Annotated in this window: 19 protein-coding genes and 1 pseudogene; 6 read left to right on the forward strand and 14 right to left on the reverse strand. The window is 69.9% G+C overall.

Annotated elements, in window-relative coordinates; genetic code table 11:
• Positions 1-88: 88 nt before the first annotated feature.
• The 3 genes from NUT86_RS38540 to NUT86_RS38550 form a co-directional block, all read right to left on the reverse strand.
• Positions 89-355, reverse strand: coding sequence for a DUF4190 domain-containing protein (locus NUT86_RS38540; RefSeq protein ID WP_274740043.1), 267 nt, complete (start codon positions 353-355; stop codon positions 89-91).
• Positions 352-525 (reverse strand): hypothetical protein, encoded by a 174-nt coding sequence (locus NUT86_RS38545; protein WP_187412925.1) that lies wholly within the window; start codon positions 523-525, stop codon positions 352-354. Before NUT86_RS38545 ends, NUT86_RS38540 begins: the two co-directional genes overlap by 4 nt.
• Before the next feature lie 128 nt (positions 526-653).
• Complete coding sequence (locus NUT86_RS38550) at positions 654-1,811, reverse strand: PP2C family protein-serine/threonine phosphatase (RefSeq protein ID WP_446750808.1); 1,158 nt, start codon at positions 1,809-1,811, stop codon at positions 654-656.
• A 605-nt stretch (positions 1,812-2,416) separates the two neighbouring features.
• Between NUT86_RS38550 and NUT86_RS38555 the strand changes: the two genes are divergently transcribed.
• Positions 2,417-2,770 carry an STAS domain-containing protein gene (locus NUT86_RS38555; RefSeq protein WP_159483863.1) on the forward strand — a complete coding sequence of 118 codons (354 nt, stop codon included), beginning with the start codon at positions 2,417-2,419 and terminating at the stop codon, positions 2,768-2,770.
• A gap of 86 nt (positions 2,771-2,856) precedes the next feature.
• On the opposite strand, the gene NUT86_RS38560 is transcribed toward NUT86_RS38555, so the two are convergent.
• The 7 genes from NUT86_RS38560 to NUT86_RS38590 form a co-directional block, all read right to left on the reverse strand.
• Complete coding sequence (locus NUT86_RS38560; RefSeq protein WP_018093630.1) at positions 2,857-3,249, reverse strand: ATP-binding protein; 393 nt, start codon at positions 3,247-3,249, stop codon at positions 2,857-2,859.
• Positions 3,250-3,393: 144 nt separating this feature from the next.
• Positions 3,394-4,695 (reverse strand): PP2C family protein-serine/threonine phosphatase, encoded by a 1,302-nt coding sequence (locus tag NUT86_RS38565; RefSeq protein WP_274740047.1) that lies wholly within the window; start codon positions 4,693-4,695, stop codon positions 3,394-3,396.
• Entirely contained in the window at positions 4,692-5,687 is a 996-nt protein-coding gene (locus tag NUT86_RS38570; RefSeq protein WP_274740048.1) for a SpoIIE family protein phosphatase, read from the reverse strand. Before NUT86_RS38570 ends, NUT86_RS38565 begins: the two co-directional genes overlap by 4 nt.
• A gap of 14 nt (positions 5,688-5,701) precedes the next feature.
• Positions 5,702-6,202 (reverse strand): ATP-binding protein, encoded by a 501-nt coding sequence (locus NUT86_RS38575; protein ID WP_018093627.1) that lies wholly within the window; start codon positions 6,200-6,202, stop codon positions 5,702-5,704.
• Positions 6,180-6,596, reverse strand: a complete 417-nt coding sequence (locus NUT86_RS38580) for an STAS domain-containing protein (protein WP_018093626.1) — start codon at positions 6,594-6,596, stop codon at positions 6,180-6,182. The genes NUT86_RS38575 and NUT86_RS38580 overlap by 23 nt, the downstream gene beginning before the upstream one ends.
• Complete coding sequence (locus NUT86_RS38585; RefSeq protein ID WP_018093625.1) at positions 6,593-7,468, reverse strand: STAS domain-containing protein; 876 nt, start codon at positions 7,466-7,468, stop codon at positions 6,593-6,595. Before NUT86_RS38585 ends, NUT86_RS38580 begins: the two co-directional genes overlap by 4 nt.
• Positions 7,469-7,805: 337 nt before the next feature.
• On the reverse strand, positions 7,806-8,975 hold the full coding sequence (locus NUT86_RS38590) for a PP2C family protein-serine/threonine phosphatase (RefSeq protein ID WP_274740052.1): 1,170 nt from the start codon (positions 8,973-8,975) through the stop codon (positions 7,806-7,808).
• A 79-nt stretch (positions 8,976-9,054) separates the two neighbouring features.
• Here NUT86_RS38590 and NUT86_RS38595 point away from each other — a divergent pair, with 79 nt between their 5' ends.
• From NUT86_RS38595 to NUT86_RS38605, 3 genes are all read left to right on the forward strand, one after another.
• Complete coding sequence (locus NUT86_RS38595; protein WP_274740054.1) at positions 9,055-9,564, forward strand: MarR family winged helix-turn-helix transcriptional regulator; 510 nt, start codon at positions 9,055-9,057, stop codon at positions 9,562-9,564.
• 526 nt (positions 9,565-10,090) lie between these two features.
• On the forward strand, positions 10,091-10,351 hold the full coding sequence (locus NUT86_RS38600) for an HPr family phosphocarrier protein (protein ID WP_093635540.1): 261 nt from the start codon (positions 10,091-10,093) through the stop codon (positions 10,349-10,351).
• A 137-nt stretch (positions 10,352-10,488) separates the two neighbouring features.
• Positions 10,489-10,815, forward strand: coding sequence for a hypothetical protein (locus NUT86_RS38605; RefSeq protein ID WP_018093621.1), 327 nt, complete (start codon positions 10,489-10,491; stop codon positions 10,813-10,815).
• A 79-nt stretch (positions 10,816-10,894) separates the two neighbouring features.
• Here the strand turns inward: NUT86_RS38605 and NUT86_RS38610 are convergent, their stop codons facing one another.
• The 4 genes and pseudogenes from NUT86_RS38610 to NUT86_RS38625 form a co-directional block, all read right to left on the reverse strand.
• Entirely contained in the window at positions 10,895-11,182 is a 288-nt protein-coding gene (locus NUT86_RS38610) for a hypothetical protein (RefSeq protein WP_026170364.1), read from the reverse strand.
• Between the two features lie 39 nt (positions 11,183-11,221).
• Complete coding sequence (locus NUT86_RS38615; protein ID WP_141725504.1) at positions 11,222-11,440, reverse strand: DUF7196 family protein; 219 nt, start codon at positions 11,438-11,440, stop codon at positions 11,222-11,224.
• 168 nt (positions 11,441-11,608) lie between these two features.
• A complete protein-coding gene (locus NUT86_RS38620) occupies positions 11,609-12,748 on the reverse strand; it encodes an Ig-like domain repeat protein (protein WP_274740057.1) in 1,140 nt (379 codons plus the stop codon).
• 484 nt (positions 12,749-13,232) lie between these two features.
• Positions 13,233-13,405 (reverse strand): annotated as a pseudogene (locus tag NUT86_RS38625) (SAM-dependent methyltransferase); the annotation flags it as partial.
• Positions 13,406-13,633: 228 nt separating this feature from the next.
• Here NUT86_RS38625 and NUT86_RS38630 point away from each other — a divergent pair.
• Both NUT86_RS38630 and NUT86_RS38635 read left to right on the forward strand, forming a co-directional pair.
• On the forward strand, positions 13,634-14,356 hold the full coding sequence (locus tag NUT86_RS38630) for a DUF998 domain-containing protein (protein ID WP_018093617.1): 723 nt from the start codon (positions 13,634-13,636) through the stop codon (positions 14,354-14,356).
• Between the two features lie 113 nt (positions 14,357-14,469).
• A complete protein-coding gene (locus NUT86_RS38635; protein ID WP_018093616.1) occupies positions 14,470-15,339 on the forward strand; it encodes a DMT family transporter in 870 nt (289 codons plus the stop codon).
• Positions 15,340-15,481 lie beyond the last annotated feature (142 nt).

A 15,481-nucleotide genomic window follows, 5' to 3' on the forward strand; every position in this document is an offset into this window, starting at 1 on the left:
CGCGCCCGGCCAGGCGCCAAGTGTCCTGCCCGGCTCGTGCCCGGCCACAGCAGACACACCCGTAGCGGAGGGTGGAGCCGGCCGACGCTCAGACGTGCCAGCTGATGGTGCCGCTGTGGGCGGACAGCACCACCAGCAGCACGATGTCGACGGTGCCGAACAGCAGGCCCAAGTAGGCGCGCAGGCGCCGGATGGTCCCGCGGTAGAGGGCCGCGGCGCCGAAGAACAGGGCGCACGGAGCGAAGATGATGTTGAACACCAGCATGCCCAGCAGACCGCAGACGAACGCGGCGACCGCCATACGGTCGGCCTGCGGGTGCGGCCCGGTCTTCAGGGGGATCCGTGTGGAGGTCATCGGCCGGCTCCCTTCGTCGTACTGCCTGCCTTACGGCGCTCCCTCGTGAAGAAGATCACCAGCCAGACCGCGATGGCGATTCCGGCGACGACCGTGACGGACACGGGGACATGCCCCGCGGTGCCCAGCAGTGCGCCGAACAGGAACAGGGCTACGACCAGGAAGAGCATGATCCGCCTTTCCATGGGGGACGGCAGGGGCCGGCGCCGGAAACACCGGCGAGCTCAAGGCTCCTGCTTGCGACACCAACTGCGCCCTTGGAGCGGTGCCTTGTCCCGGGTACCCGGATCGTCTGCTTCTAACGGGCACCGTCCCCGGTGCCGGCTGCCTGTCCCGGTTCCGCCGGCCGGTCTCCTTGCCGCCCGAACCAGTCGACGCACAGCACCAGGGAGTCGTCCAGCGATTCCGCGTCCCGGTATGCGGCCAGATCACGAAGTACGGCCCGGGGCACATCGGCGGCCGGGAGCAGCCTGCCGGCGTGGAGGGTCCGGGCCAGGGCCCGCTCCGCGTAAGCCTCCCCCTGCGGGGAGTGCGCCGCGTACACGCCGTCGCTGACGATGAGCAGCCGGTCCCCGGGCAGAACCTCGAATTCCTGCGCCTTGTAGTGGGTCTCCTCGAACATGCCGAGCGGCATCTGCGGTTCGAGCTCTATGCGCTCGATCGTCCTTCTCCGCAGTCGCCACAGCTGCGGCGACCCGGCATCCACGGCCCGGACCCGGCCCGTCGCGAGGTCGAAGCACAGCAGCAGGGTGGATACGTAGGCGGCTCCGCGGTATTGGGCGTAGAGGGCCTGGTCGGCCAGGGCCGCCTGGTCCTCGATGCTGATACCGGCCCGGCGTGCGTTGCGCAGCGCGTTCACGGCGAGATGGGTGAGCATCGAGGCGTCGACGCCGGTGCCCATGCCGTCGGTGACGGCGAGGGTCAGCTCGTCGGCGTCCGAGGCCCAGTCGTAGTTGTCGCCGTGGGTGTCATAAGCGGGTTCGAGGTGGGCGCCGATGGCGTACTCCTCGGCCGAACAGGCCCTGGCCGGCAGGAGTTGCCACTGCATTTCGGCGGCCAGGGTGAGCCGGCTGATGCGTCGTGCCCGCTGGTAGACGTCGGTGTCGCGCTCGGCCACCATGAGTTCGTGGCCGAGCAGACCGGCTGCCTGGGCAAGGCCGTCGACGGCTTCCGGAACGGACCGCTCAACCGGCAGCCGCACGGTCAGGATGCCGGTGCGCTCCCCGCGGACGGTCACCGGAAGGTGGTGCTCGACGACACCTCCGTGCCGGCTCCGCTGACGGGGCTGCTGACTGCCGAACGCTCTGCCCTCGGCGCTGTTGGCGACGGGGACCGGTGCGGCGGCCGTCCCCACCGCACCGAAGGGAGCGAGGGCCGTCGCCCCGTAGTCCGCGAGCAGCAACTCCACGGAGAGCGCTCCATAGCCTTCGGCGAGTACCGCACGAAGCGTGTCCACCAGAGCGTGCGGGGCCGACGCTTGCAAAGCTCGTGCTACCTCAGGGCGTTGAGTCACGGTCTCTCAGGCATTCTTCGTCCGTGGACGAGGGCAAAGGCGGGCGTCAGCGGGGAACGGCGCCGAATGACGGAACGGAGTGGGCGGGGTGGCCCCCTTACGGTGGCCGCTCGACCCCCGCGAGCGCGGAAGGGCGGGCGTCCTTCCCGTAGTTGCACCGGCCGAGGCGTCGGTGCCGGGCAGGAGACGGCCCGATGGGTTCCACGCGGCGGACTCCTCCCCACTCGCATAGGAGTGACCGCCCACACGTCGTCGGCGGCCACACTCATGTTTCTGACAGCGCGTAGCGGAACTCAGGCCGCTCTTGGTCTCAAGCCACGCCAGTGCAGCCGCCTTGATCTGTGACGAGAACAGATTGTTGCCTTATAGCGAATGTTGTCAAACGGCAACTATCGCTTCTATCCTGGACCGAGCTGGTCACCTGGCGTCCGGCATCCGGACCGATGAGTTGCTCAAGCCGTTAGCCCCTACAGCCCGTTAGCCCTACAGCGAGGTTCACCGTGCTGCCCCAGCCCAGTGGAGGCCGACCGATTGAGACGGAGAGGGTCGTGTGGCACGGGCGAGAAGCTCTGCTCGTCGCCATCACGGGAGATCTTGATCTCGACAACGTCGCGCCCCTCGACGACACCCTGAGGAAGGCGGCCGAGGACGGCGTCGCACGGGTCGTCGTCGACCTGTCCGCCGTCACGTTCGCGGACTCCGCCGCGGTCAATGTCCTGCTCCAGGCGCACACCGCGCTGGGCCCGGCGCTGCGCCTCGCGACCCCCTCCGCCGTTCTGGAACGACTCTTCACCCTCACCGGGCTCGACACGGTCCTGCCGCTCCACGACTCCGTGACGAAAGCCCTCGACGCCGAGCCGTCGGCGCCCCTCGGAACCGACGGCGGCGACCGCGAGGGCTAGCTCTCTCACCGGCCCGCCCGGCCCGGTGATTTCCGGGTCACACAGCCGCCCCGCCGTCCACAACACAACGGCATGCGGACAACCCTTCAGCGCGCCAGGGCCGCCTGTACCGTCTTGCCGCCGCAGGACCCCGGGAGGATCACGATGTCGAGGGCCAGACTGTGCACCATGGGCCATCCGAAGCCGCCGTTGCTGCCGGACAGATCGGGACGGCGCTCCTGAGGATGCGCGGAGCTGGGGTCCTCGACGAGAACCTCGATGCGCTCGCGGTCCGCGCGCAGATGCAGGGCCGTGACGGCGCCGGCGTGCCGGAGCGCGTTGGCGACCAGCTCGGACACCAGGAGCAGCAAGTTCTGGATGGTCCCTGCGGGGGGCGCGGGGCGGAGCAGGGCGACGAAGGCTCTGACGAAATCGCGGGCGTCCGCTGCGGAATCCGGTTGGCAGACACGCTGGGCCGGATGTGACGGGTGGTCGTCCATCGCAAGCTGGTGTGGCACGGCTTTCTCCCCCCGCTCGGTAGGGCCCCGTTCTCGGCTGCTGTTCATGACGCGTCTACCCAGACAATCGCTCGGGAAAAGAGTGGGTGCGGCCCGCCGCGGTGTGGGCCGCGCAAAGCCGCCAGATCAGTGACTGCCCTGTGGGTTCCCCGCCCGGCGGACGGCCAGGGCGAGCGTGTCGTCCGGATGCAGAATCACCGTGTGCATGTCCTTCGCGATGGCGCCGGGGACCTCGTCCACCGGCCGTCGGGCATGGGCCCAGGCGCTCTTGACGAGTCGCGCCTCGCCTTCGATCGGATCCCGTCGGCTCTCGGTCAGTCCGTCGGTGTAGAGCACCAGAAGGTCGCCCTCGTGCAGCGTGTCCTCCAGCACGGACTCGCTCCCGGGAAGCGGAAATCCGATGCCCCGGCCGCGGACCTCCAGGTAATCGGCGGTCCCGTCGGCACGTACGACCAAGGCCGGCGGGTGGCTGCCGTTGGCCAGGCGGAGGGCTCCGGTCTCGGGGTCGATACGGGCCAGCAGGACGGTGGCCATGATCTCGGGGTCGAACGGCGCGAGGATGTCATGGGTACGGGCCACGATGGATTCCAGCGGATGGCCTTCGAGGGCCAGTGTGCGCACCGCATGCGTGACATTGAGCGCACTGCGGGTACTGCGCACCCCGTGGCCCAGCGCGTCCACGACCGTGATGTGCACCGTGCCGTCGGGAAGCAGGAGCCAGTCGTAGAAGTCGCCTCCGGTGGGGGCGTCGGTATCGGCCGGGGCGTAGTGGACGGCGAATTCCAGGCCGCTGACGGTGATCGGCGGGGGCCGTAGCGCGTCCTCCAGCTCCCGCAGGATCTGGCCGTGCGCCCGGCGCAGTCGCTCGTCCCTCTCCTCCAGTTGGATGTAGAGGGCGAGCACTCCGCTGTTGGTCTCGGCGAGTTCGTCCTTGAGCCGGTGCAGTTCGGTGGTGAGGGTGTCCACCCGCGAGAGTGCGGCGCCGAGATCACCTTCGAGCGCCGCGATCTCCGCTTCGTAGGCCACCGCGCCGTCGCTCTCCCGGGTGTGGCTCTGGGCGGGCACCGCGCCGTGCGGTGCGGCCACCGCGGCGGGACGCGCCGAGTCCTCCCCTTCGCCGAGGGGGAGGTGCCAGGCAATGGTGCCGTCGGGCGTGGCCTGCCCGCGCAGCGGAAGGTCGGTCAGGCTCAGCGATGCTGCCGTCTGCCCGGTGTACAGGGTGACCGCCAGCAGCTTCTCTCCGTCGGGCACGGATTGTTCGACGACCTCCAGGCGGACGGGGCCGCCGGCGTCGAAGGCGGCCGTGGCCGTCCGGGAAACGGAGAGCAGCAGCCGCGCTCCGTGGTGGGACGGAAGCCGGTGGGCTTCGCAGAGTTCCCGGACGGCGCGGCGCAGGCCCGGCAGGTTGTGGAAGGTGTGGGGGGTCACGGAAGTCTCTGGCTGGGTCGGGCGGCGAGCATGGTCGCATCGTCGCGGGTGAGGCGGTGGCTGTGGGCGATGGACGCGGCGAGCAGGTGCGGCGGCAGCCGACGCACGAAGGGCGAGGGTGACTGGGCCCATCGTTGGTCGATGCCATCGGAGTGCAGCACGGCGGTGGTGCCGGGCGGCAGGGGGAAAGCGCGCACCTGCGGCGGTGTCATGTTCAGGCCGGCTATACCGGGTTGACCGCTCAGGCGATGGCCCACGTCGAGCGGCGTCATCGTCAGGACACGGACGTTGCCGATACCGGTGTACTCCGCCCGGCCGGGTTGCAGACGCAGCAGGCCCACCGCCGCGCCCCGGGTGCGGCGCAGCGCTCGGTGGAGGGCGGTGACGAGTGCGGGCAGGGGGAGGTCCGGGGCCCGGTGAAAGGCCCGGATCGCCGTCTGCGCGGCTTCGGCTGCTTGCGGGCCGTGACCGAGGCCGTCGACCACGAGGGCGGTGCGGACGGTGCCCTGATCGACGACGGCGTAGGCGTCGCCGCTCAGCTGCTCGCGGTCCGCAGGCAGACAGACGGCGCCCACCTCCTGGCCGGCCGGCCGGGTGGCTTCGGGCCCGGTGAGGCGCGCGCAGACGAGGGTGCCGGTCCCGGGCTGCGTACGGATGGTGAAGTCGGTCGCTATCCGCTTCACGGCACCCAAGCCGGCACCGAGCGTGTTGCCGGTGGTGTAACCGTCGGTGAGGCACTGCTGGAGTGCGCTGATACCGGGACCGTGGTCCGCGGCGACGACCTCCATCCCGCCGCCCAGGGGCAGCGGCTGGATGAACAGCGAGCCGCCGGTCGCGTGGTTGGCCAGGTTGCCGGCCAGTTCCGAGGCGATGACGGCGGCCTGGTCGGGCAGTGCTCCCGGCAGGCCGCAGCGTCCGGCGACCGCGCGGGCGGTCTCGGCGGCAAGATGAACGGCGCTGTAGTGGTCGACCGCGATGTGTGCCGTCGGCAAGGCCTCCGGAAGAGTCAACGCCCCGCCCATCGAGTGGCGATCACGGTCGTGCCCTGCCCGGACGCGGTGTGCAGTTCGAAGTCGTTCATCAGCCGCCGGGCGCCCCCCAGGCCGTGGCCGAGTCCCGCGCCGGTGGTGAAGCCGTCGGTCAGCGCCGCGTCGATGTCCCTGATGCCGGGCCCGTTGTCATCGACGGTCAGACGCAGCCCGGCGTTCCCGCCCAGCGTCAGATACTCGATGGTCACGCTGCCGCCTCCGCCGTGGATGAAGGCGTTGCGCGCCAGCTCACTGGCAGCGGTGACCACCCGCGTCTGGTCGACGATGCTGAAGCCGGCACGCAAGGTGGCCGCGCGCACCGCGTGGCGGACGGTCAGCAGGTCTTCTTCGGTACGCACCTCGTGGACGGTCCGGTCTGCCTTTCCGTCACGGTCTGCCTTTCCGTCACGGTCAGCGGTGTCGTTCGCCGGGGTGGCGACGGGAGCCACCGCATCGTCAGTGCTCCGGGCGGAACTCACTCAGGCTCCCTCCGGACGGCTGTGGGCTCTGACGCCAGCCCAACGCAGCCATGCCTTGTTCGGCGTTGAGCGCGGTCTCCACTCCGGTGAGCTGGAGCCCCAGCTCGACCAGGGTGATGGCGACCGGCGGCCGCATCCCGGCAACGATCACCCGGGCGCCCAACAGCCTTGCCATGGTGGTCAGTTCCATCAACGTACGGGCCACGAAGGAGTCGACGATCTCCAGCCGGGAGATGTCGATGAGGACACCGCGGGCCCCATCGCTGGTGATGCGGTCGGTGAGCTCCTGGGTGAACGCCACGGCGGTCTTGTCGTCGAGTTCATTGAGGAGGCCCGTGACCAGGACATCCCCCAGGCGCAGAATCGGGACGCCACCCGAGGCGGGGGCGTTCATCGCCTGTCCAGCGGGGAGGTATCCGATGCTGCGTCGGTGAGTTTCACGGCTTCTCCGAGGGCGTCGGCGAGGGTGGCGCGGGTCAGGATCGTCGACAGGTCGATCCCGAGCTGCGCGATGGTCTGCGCGATGGGGGGCCGGATGCCGCTGATGACGCAGTCCGCGCCCATCAGACGCACCGCGTTGACGGTGTGCATCAGATGCTGGGCGACCGCCGTGTCGACCGTGGGCACGCCGGTGATGTCGATGATGGCGACCAGCGCCTCGTGCTCCTGGATGGCCTGGAGGAGGTTTTCCATCACCACCTGGGTACGTGCGGTGTCGAGCGTGCCGATCAGCGGTACGGCCAGGACCTGGCGCCACAGCCTGACGACCGGCGTGGACACCTCCAGCAACTGCTGGCTCTGCCGGCGGATGATCTCCTCGCGGCCCTCGACGAAGATCTCGAACGAGAGCGCACCGGCGGTGTCCAGCAGGCGGTTGATCAGCACCGCACTGCCGAAGAGGTCCTCGCCCTCACGGGTCCGCCGCTGCACGGCCTCCAGCAGGGCTTCCTTGAGCGACAGGACCGCCAGGGAGGTCGCGGTGGGGGAGACACCCCGGCGCGCGCGGCGCAGCGAGATCTCGGACACCGCCCGGTGCATCTCCTCGTGCGAGGTGACCACCTGCTCGACCGGAAGGCCGCAGTCCAGACCGGAGAGCAGGGCACCGACCAGCGCATCGGCCTCCTCACCCAGCTCGGCCTCGCTCACATCCCCGTCCAGCGACGGCTGCGCCAGCTGCAACTGCACCCATCGGTCCGAGATGTCATCGGCCTCTTCGCGCAGCACGCTCGTGACGCGCTCGCGTGCGGCAGCCTCAGCGGAAACCAACTCAGTGTCCTTCCGGGGTCCGGCCCGCCTGACCGCCTCGGGACTTCTCGCCCGACGGTGCGGCCGGGCCCACCCGCGCTCGACGATAATTGCCTTCCGGCAAATGTTAGCGAGCGCGATCAAGCGTGGGTAGGCGCGGGCCCCCTCTTCACCCGCCGAGGCGGAGAACGGCCGGACGGCTGAATCGGTGCGGTGATTTTGCGGCCGGGGAGGAGATATGAGATCCCGGACCCGGACAACGCCGGAGGCAGCCTCCTCCTGAAGGGGACAGGGTACGGGCCGCGCAGAGGCGGAATCGGTTCAAGGACGCCGGCGCCGGACTCACACCGGTCCGGGCCTAACGGAGATCGTTTCCGAACCAGTCAAAACACAGCACCAGGGCGTCATCCAGCGTCTCCGCAGCACGGTATTCGGCCACATCGCGCAGGACGGCCCCCGGCGCCATGGCGGCGGGCAGCAGACGCGTGGCGTGCAGCGCCCGCGCGAGCGCGCCCTCGGCATACTTTCTGCCCCGCGGCGAGGGGGCGTCGTACACCCCGTCGCTCACGAACAGCAGCCGGTCACCCGGCTCGACCGTGAAGCTCTCCGCCGCGTAGTGGGACTCCTCGAACATGCCCAGCGGCAGCTGCTTGTCCAGCTCGATGCGCTCGACGGACTTGCCCCGCAGCCGCCACATCTGCGGCGAGCCCGCGTCGACGATCTCCATGCGCCCCGTCGCGAGGTCGACGCGCAGCAGCAGCGTCGATACGTGGGACCTGCCCCGGTAGTGGCCGTAGACCGCTTGGTCGGCCAGTGCCGCCTGATCGGCGAGGCCGACGCCGGCCCGGCGGGCGTTGCGCAATGCGCTGACGGCGAGGTGGGTGAGGAGCGATGCGTCGACGCCCTGCCCCATGCCGTTGGTGACGGTGAGGATCAGCTCGTCGCCGTCCGAAGCCCAGTCGAAGTTGTCGCCGTGCACCGCGTAGGCGGGTTCCAGCTGGGCACCGACGGCGTACTGCGCGGCGCTGCACGCCCGGGCCGGGAGCAGCTGCCACTGCATCTCCGCCGCCACGGTGAGGCGGCTGACGCGGCGTACCCGCTGGTAGACATCGGTGTCCCGCTCGGCGACAAGGATCTCGTGGCCCAGCTGGCCGGCCACCTGCCGCAGCTCGTCGAGGACCGCCGGCGTGGACCGTCCGGCGGGAAGCCGGACGGTCAGGATGCCGATCCGGTCGCCGCGCACCGTCACCGGGAGATGGTGGTCGACGGCCTCACCATGGGGCGCCTGCTGCTCGCGCGGCTCCTGGCTTCCCAGTGCCCGCCCCTCCGGGCTGCCGGCAATGGGCAGTGAGCCCTCGCCGCCTTCCGGGGAGTCGCACGGGCTGAGGACCGTGCCGCCGTAGTCCGTCAGGAACAGGTGCACCGAGGTGGCCCCATAGGCGGAGGCGAGATGGTCACGCACGGTGTCCAGCAGGGCGTGCGGGAGCGCGCCACGCAGCGCCGCTCCCATGTCGATGCGGTCAGTCATGGTTCCCGAGCACCCTTCGTCCGGCGCCAAGAGCAGGGTCGGTCTGACAACGGGAGGCGCAGGGTGACAGAGTGTTCGTGTGTCCCGTTTCACCAGTCGGTCCCCTTCCCGCGAACAGGCGAGCGCGGCGGCCCTTGCCGCCTCCGAGTTGCTCGAGGTCCTGTGGGGGCACGGCCAGGAGGCGGCGCGCTCGGCGGAGGTCTCCCTCTCCCAGCTCCGCGCCCTGCTGGTGATCGAGAAACGGGAAGGTACGAATCTGCGCACGCTCGCCGAAGCGCTCGCCTCGCGTCCCTCGGCGGTCAGCAGGCTCTGCGACCGTCTGGAAGCGATGGGTCTCGCCGAACGGGGCCCCAGTGCGACGAGCCGCCGTGAGGTCGAGTTGCGGCTGACCCTGCGCGGCAAAGTGCTGCTCGAGGAGTACCGAGCGGCGCGGAGCCGGGAGGTCACGGCCACCCTGGAGCGGATGGAACCCTCCGATGTGGTCAAGCTCGCGGCCGGCCTCGAGGCCTTTCACGCGGCGTCCGCCCGGCTCGCGGCCGACGAGGAGGGCGCGGCCACCCGGGACGACGGCGTCGCGGACAGTGCGTAGCGTCACCTGAGCTCCGTCTCTCGATCCGACATTCCCCACCGGAAACGCTCTGCGCTGACGGGACAAACGGATCGCCGCCGCACCGGCGACGTTATCAAAGCGCAATATCGCGACCTCGCCGGGCGATCGGCTGGCCGGCGCTGTGCGGTGGGGCCGGTCGGACCCCTCCGCGGGGGACTCTTCCGCGTCACCGGTACGGTCAGGGCCGGGCGGTGAGCCGCGATGCCGAGGCCACCCCCGACGGTCCCCTGGAGTGGGCGGAGGTGGCCTCCCCGGCGAGTAGCGCCGGACAGGTTTCCGGTCCACGCTCTGAGAGGTGTGGCGACACGCGAAGCCGGACGCCTGGGGGCCGTAAGTTACCGGAAGTGATCACGCAGTGGTGGCATCGGCGCGACAGCAGCGCGTGCGCAGTCCGCTGCGGGTTCACGGGGCCGTGAGTGCCTCGCCCCGCGATCGGGCCGACGCTCCGTATGGTGGGCGCTTGGCCGAAAGCTCGCCGGCCGCTGTCGGTTGAAGGAGTCAGTTCATGGCGGAGACGACCGTGACCATTGCGTCGCCGGGCGGCTTGCGGGTGCGTCCCGCGTCGCGCATCGTTCAGGAAGCGCAGGGCTACGTCTCGGACATCATGTTCCTCGTCGACGGCAAGGAAGCCAGCGCGAAGAGCCTGTTCAGCTTGCAGACGCTGGAGATGAGCCACGGCAAGGAAGTCGTCATCGTCGCCAAGGGGCACGATGAGCAGACGGCCGTCGAGGCCATCGCGAAGCTCATCGAGTCCGTCGTTCTCTAGAGGCCGGTTCAGGGGTCCGGCCCTCTGATGTGGCGCGCCGCCCCCTTTGGGCGTGAACTGGTAGATGGCCGGGCGCGGCCGTGGATCCGCCGGGCCGTGGAAGGACATCCAGAAGATCGCGACCGAGGAGCGGCATCATGCCTGCGGGTTCGAGCAAGAAGCGTGAGCGGCAGTACGAGCACATCAAGGAACAGGCCGAGGAACGGGGCACCTCCGAAAAGCGGGCGAAGGAGATCGCCGCGCGCACCGTCAATAAGGAACGCGCCCGCTCCGGTGAGGCCAAGTCCGCGAGCAGAACCTCCCTCCGGGACCCGAAATCCGCCCCGCAGCGCGGCGGCGAGCGCTCCCACAAGGGGCCGCAGAGCCCCACCAGGGACCAGCTGTATGAAGAGGCCAAGAAGAAGAACATCGACGGCCGCTCCCAGATGAACAAGGAACAGCTCCGCAAGGCCGTCGGCCGCTGAAGCGACGCCCTCTTCCCGACGCGGAGAGCAGGCGCCGCGGGAACGGACCGGCCGACGGCCGCGGCCTGGACGGAGTGGCTCAATCGAGCCACTGGGAAGCGAGCCCGGCGAGGTAGGAAAGGGACAGGGCTGTTGTGGCGATCTGCAGCCCTGTCGTTCCTCCGGTCCAGTGAGTGAGGACGGCCATGGCGGAAGCCACCCACACGCTCGTACACCAGCTGCAGCTGACCAGGTAGGACGGTTTGGAGTCATCGCCGAACCGGTCGGCGACCCATGAGCGGAAGCCCGCCGCGAGAGTGTCCTTGGTGATGAACCTGGTGAGGCGGCACGTGGCGCCGAGGGAAAGCAGAAACTCCAGAAGGCTCATGAAATCCACCCTGTAACCGCGAATGCCCCGGGCGATCCGTTACTGGTTGATGATGAGGATGGTGCCGATGCCGCCCGCGCGTTTGTTGGCCGCATCAGCCTCTTGCCACGTGTAGTAGTGGCGCACCGTGCCGTCGGGCAGCGTCAGTTGGTAGATGGTGACGGCCTGGCGGGCACCGCCGCCGCAATTGCAGCCCATGTTCCGCTCCTTCGGTGACTTTTCGCGATGAGGATCAATCGGTCCGACGGGCAACGCCATGTCTTCCGGGCCTATCCTTGTGGCCCAGCAGCCGTCCCCCGTATATGCGTTACGGGGGACGGCTGTCTGGGTCATTCATCGGCCCGAGGCCGTTCTCGCCGGTTCGGATCAGCGGCCGCACGCTTCCTGCCGCGCAGCGCGCCGGCCGGGACGGGACGGGACGGGACGTCAGGTGAGGCAGATGCCCAGGGTGCTGGACGAGCTGAGCGTCCCACCGGCGGAGGGTGTGGTGGCGGTGTAGCTGGAGTACAGCACCTGGCCGATGTTGAGGGTGGCCGTGCAGCTGGCGTTGCCGCTCGCGTTGGCCACGGCGGTGCACACCACGGGGCCGGAGGGGCCGTCCAGGTGGAAGGTGACCACCGCGCCCGGAGTCGCGCCACTCGCACTGAACGTGGCGGTCGCGAAAGCCCACGGCAGCGGCGGGAAGTTCAGCGTGTAGCAGGCCGGGTTCGCCGTGAGCCCCCCTGTCGATGCGCCGACGTTGACGGTCGCCGTCCCGGAAACCCCGACGCAGGTGCAGGTGGTGTTGGCGGCGATCACGGTGGCGGTGACCACGTTGGCTCCGGCCGGCAGCGTGCTGGTGGTGACGCTGGCCTGACCGGCGGCGCTGGTGACGCCGATGCCCAGGGGCCCGTTGACGGTGGCGAAGAGTACGGTCGCGCCTTGTACGGGGGCGCCGTTGCAGGTGACGGTGGCGGTGACGGTCACCGGCTGGCCGGCCGTCGGCTTGGCGGGCGTGGTCGACAGCGTGATCGCGCAGTTCTGTGCCGCGGCGACCGTGATGTTCACCGTCGCGGAGGTGCCGACGCAGATGCAGGTGGTCTCGGCGGAGATCACGGTGGCGGTGACCACATTGAGCCCGCTCGGCAGCGTGCTGGTGGTGACGCTGGCCTGACCGGCGGCGCTGGTGACGCCGATGCCCAGGGGCCCGTTGACGGTGGCGAAGAGCACGGTCGCGCCCTGTACGGGGGTGCCGTTACAGGTGACGGTCGCCGTGACGGTCACCGGCTGGCCGGCCGTCGGGTTGGCCGGTGTGGACGTCACCGTGATCACACAGTTCTGTGCCGCGCTGATGGTCAGGGTCGCGGTGGCCGCGCCACTGGTGGGCCCGGCGGCAACTACTGCGCCCGTTGTGGTCCCTGTGAAGGTGGCGCTCGCGTTGCCCATGGCGTCGGCGGTGATGGACTGCGGGGGTGCCGCGTCATAGGTGAAGGTGATCACCTCTCCCGGTGCGGCACCGGTGACAGCGGCTTGGAACGTCTGGCCCGCCGCGACGGTTGACGGGGTGAGAGTAAGAACGAGTGCCATGCTGGACAGCCCCTTTCGAAGGCTCCGTGAAGGAGGTGGGGGGCTGATGCACGCCGGAAGGCAGGAGACTGTCCGAGCGCGCTCACCTGCCGGGGGTGCCCTGAAGAACAACGACGAAACCGCATCACGCCAGCAGCCGTCCATGGTCCCCCGCCAGGGGATGGGCACCCCACCGTCGGTAGCACCGATTCAACGGACCGGCCGGACGCCGCGCCACAGTCTGCGAGCAACGTAACCCGGATGGCGCAGCGCGCACGGGCGAGGAGTACCGACGCCTGGCCGTCCGTGCCACACGCCGTCGAACCCTTCCCGGGCCGGCGGGGAGCCGTCGGACGTGGCGTTCCGTGCATCTGCCGGGGCCCGCGAGCCCTCTTGGCGATGCAGGGCTTCTCAGCTCTGGTCGTAGGTGTGGCATCCCCGCCCGGATTCCGGCCGAGCAGGGCGACACGAGGTGGGCCATCGGGGGAGGGGCTACGGGCGGCGCCCAGGCGGAGATCATCGGGGCAGTGGCCAGATCGAGCCGTCCGGTGGCGATGTTCGCCAGGCGACGGGCGATCTCCTCGTCGGGGGCCCGTAGGCGAGGTCCGCGCCGCGCGCCGCCATCAGGGTGCGGAAGCCGGACCGCAGCCGGTTGGCGAGCTGCTGTTCGGGGCCTGACACCGATTGCCGGTCGTCCAGCAGATAGCCGCGATCTGTGTCGTGCCCAGCCACGTGGTGATCCTGGCAGAGGGGCAGCCGGGCCCCGGTCGACGGCCTCTGGGCCGCCACTGTCCACCCGGAGCCGCGGACCTGACCTCGAACTGCGAAATGCCCCGAGTTGTGCGGTGAATGGTGAAGGGTGACTGGTGACTGCGAACTCACGATGTCACACGAACAGGACACACCGTGCCCCATATCTCCAGCTCTGCCCGTGCAACCCCCGGGCAGAGCGATATGTCGCGGGAGGGCTGGGCAGCGCTTCTGCTGGCGACGGCAGCCGTGCTGTACAACAGCTGGGTTCTTGAGTTCGTCCTGCCTACTGGGCTGGACCCCAGGCACTCCTACGTAAGTGAGCTCTACGCAGCCGACCAGCCGTTCCGTCTGCTGTTCGGAGGCATCGAGGCCGCCTGCGCCGTCATCGTGATGGCGGGAGCACTCCTGGCAGGCCGCTCCGCGGAAGGGCCATGGGCACGCGCCGGCTGGGCCTCGGTGCTCGCCCTCGGTATGTCGTCGTTGGGCGATGTCATCCTGCCCATGCGCTGCGCGCCTTCCGTGGAGTGGAGTTGTGATGCCGTACACCCGTGGCACACGGCCACCAGCGCACTGGCGCATTTCTTCCTCTTCGCCTCCATGGTCTTCTTCTGCGCGGCGGGCGCGGGCGAACGCCCCCGTCTTCCGATGATCCGCCGCTGGGGCGTACGAGTGCTGGCTGCCGCGCTGACGACCGCGGTGAGCACCGTCGGCCCGCTCTTCGGCCACCCCGGCTGGCACGGCATCCCACAGCGGGCCCACTTGCTGCTGGTGGGGGTGTGGTTCGCGTTGCTCGCCGCGGAACTGACGGGACTCGGTGCGACGGTCGGCCCGACCTTCCGCACCGCCGGGCCGCATCCGGAGCGGCCAAGGGCATGACCCCGCCGATCGTGTGATGGTCTCCTCCGCGCGGTGGTGCGCTCCCGGCGCACTTGGTTCCTCTGCCACCGTGGCGGTCATCAACCGACGCGCCGACCCGGAGGGGCCGCCCCGTGGCAGCCGTGCTGTCCGCACTGTTCGCCCTGCTGGCGGCCGTGGGCAATGCCACAGGAACGGTGCTGCAACGCGTCGGCGCGCGGTCCGTTCCCCCGGGCGACGCCTTCAGCATCCGGCTGGTCCGTCACCTGCTGCACCACCCGGCGTGGCTCGCCGGGATCGCCGTGGTGGTCGGCGCCGCCGCATGCCAGGCACTGGCCCTGGCGTTCGGTCCGCTGTCGCTGGTGCAGCCCATTCTGGTGACCGAACTGCCCTTCACCCTCCTGATCGCCTGTGCGTTCTCCCGGCGGCGGCTGCCCGCGGCCGGTTGGACCGCCTCCGTCATGGTCGCCGGCGGCCTCGCTCTCACACTGGCCGCGGCCGCGCCGTCGGGCGGCAACTCCGTGGTGTCGACAGGCACGTGGGTACTGACCCTGCTCACCACCGCGCTCGTCATCTCGCTCTGCGTACTGGCCGCCCTGCGCCAACCCCGGGGAAAAGCACGCGCGGCCCTGTTCAGCTCCGCCTCGGCGATCGGCTACGCCCTGACCGCCACCCTCATGAAGTCCGCAACCGAGACCTTCGAACAGCGTGGCACGGGCGCCTTCTTCGCCGCCTGGCAGACCTACGCCTTCGTCGCGGCCGGCGCCTGCTCCCTCTTCCTCCTGGCCAACGCCATGGAATCCGGCCCACTGGTGGCCTCCCAGCCCGCCCTCACCTTGGGCGAGGGGCTGGTCAGCGTGACTCTCGGCATCCTGGTGTACGAGGACCGGGTCCGCACGGGATGGTGGCTGATCCCGGAGGGCGTCGGCGCGGTGCTCATCACCTGGGGAGTGCTCACCTTGGTCAGAGTCGATACGGAGAGCGGGGAGTCATCCGCCCCTTGAGTCCTTGACTCCCTTACCCCCTCGCTCCCTCACTCCCTCACTCTCTGACTCCCTGAGTGGGCGGAGCGCATGCATGGTGCGCGCGGCGAGCGGCCGGCAGTCGGCATGGAACCACTCCACCCACCACCCCACCCGGCATGGC

It is taken from the genome of Streptomyces sp. G7(2002) (assembly GCF_028870195.1).
Lineage (GTDB): Bacteria > Actinomycetota > Actinomycetes > Streptomycetales > Streptomycetaceae > Streptomyces > Streptomyces nigrescens.

Excerpts from the sequence above, each read along its gene's own strand:
- NUT86_RS38590 (WP_274740052.1), bottom strand. The coding sequence starts at position 8,975 with ATGACTGACCGCATCGACATGGGAGCGGCGCTGCGTGGCGCGCTCCCG.
- NUT86_RS38620 (WP_274740057.1), bottom strand. The coding sequence starts at position 12,748 with ATGGCACTCGTTCTTACTCTCACCCCGTCAACCGTCGCGGCGGGCCAG.
- NUT86_RS38610 (WP_026170364.1), bottom strand. The coding sequence starts at position 11,182 with ATGAGCCTTCTGGAGTTTCTGCTTTCCCTCGGCGCCACGTGCCGCCTC.
- NUT86_RS38580 (WP_018093626.1), bottom strand. The coding sequence starts at position 6,596 with ATGAACGCCCCCGCCTCGGGTGGCGTCCCGATTCTGCGCCTGGGGGAT.
- NUT86_RS38545 (WP_187412925.1), bottom strand. The coding sequence starts at position 525 with ATGCTCTTCCTGGTCGTAGCCCTGTTCCTGTTCGGCGCACTGCTGGGC.
- NUT86_RS38615 (WP_141725504.1), bottom strand. The coding sequence starts at position 11,440 with ATGGCGTTGCCCGTCGGACCGATTGATCCTCATCGCGAAAAGTCACCG.
- NUT86_RS38600 (WP_093635540.1), top strand. The coding sequence starts at position 10,091 with ATGGCGGAGACGACCGTGACCATTGCGTCGCCGGGCGGCTTGCGGGTG.
- NUT86_RS38560 (WP_018093630.1), bottom strand. The coding sequence starts at position 3,249 with ATGGACGACCACCCGTCACATCCGGCCCAGCGTGTCTGCCAACCGGAT.
- NUT86_RS38540 (WP_274740043.1), bottom strand. The coding sequence starts at position 355 with ATGACCTCCACACGGATCCCCCTGAAGACCGGGCCGCACCCGCAGGCC.
- NUT86_RS38605 (WP_018093621.1), top strand. The coding sequence starts at position 10,489 with ATGCCTGCGGGTTCGAGCAAGAAGCGTGAGCGGCAGTACGAGCACATC.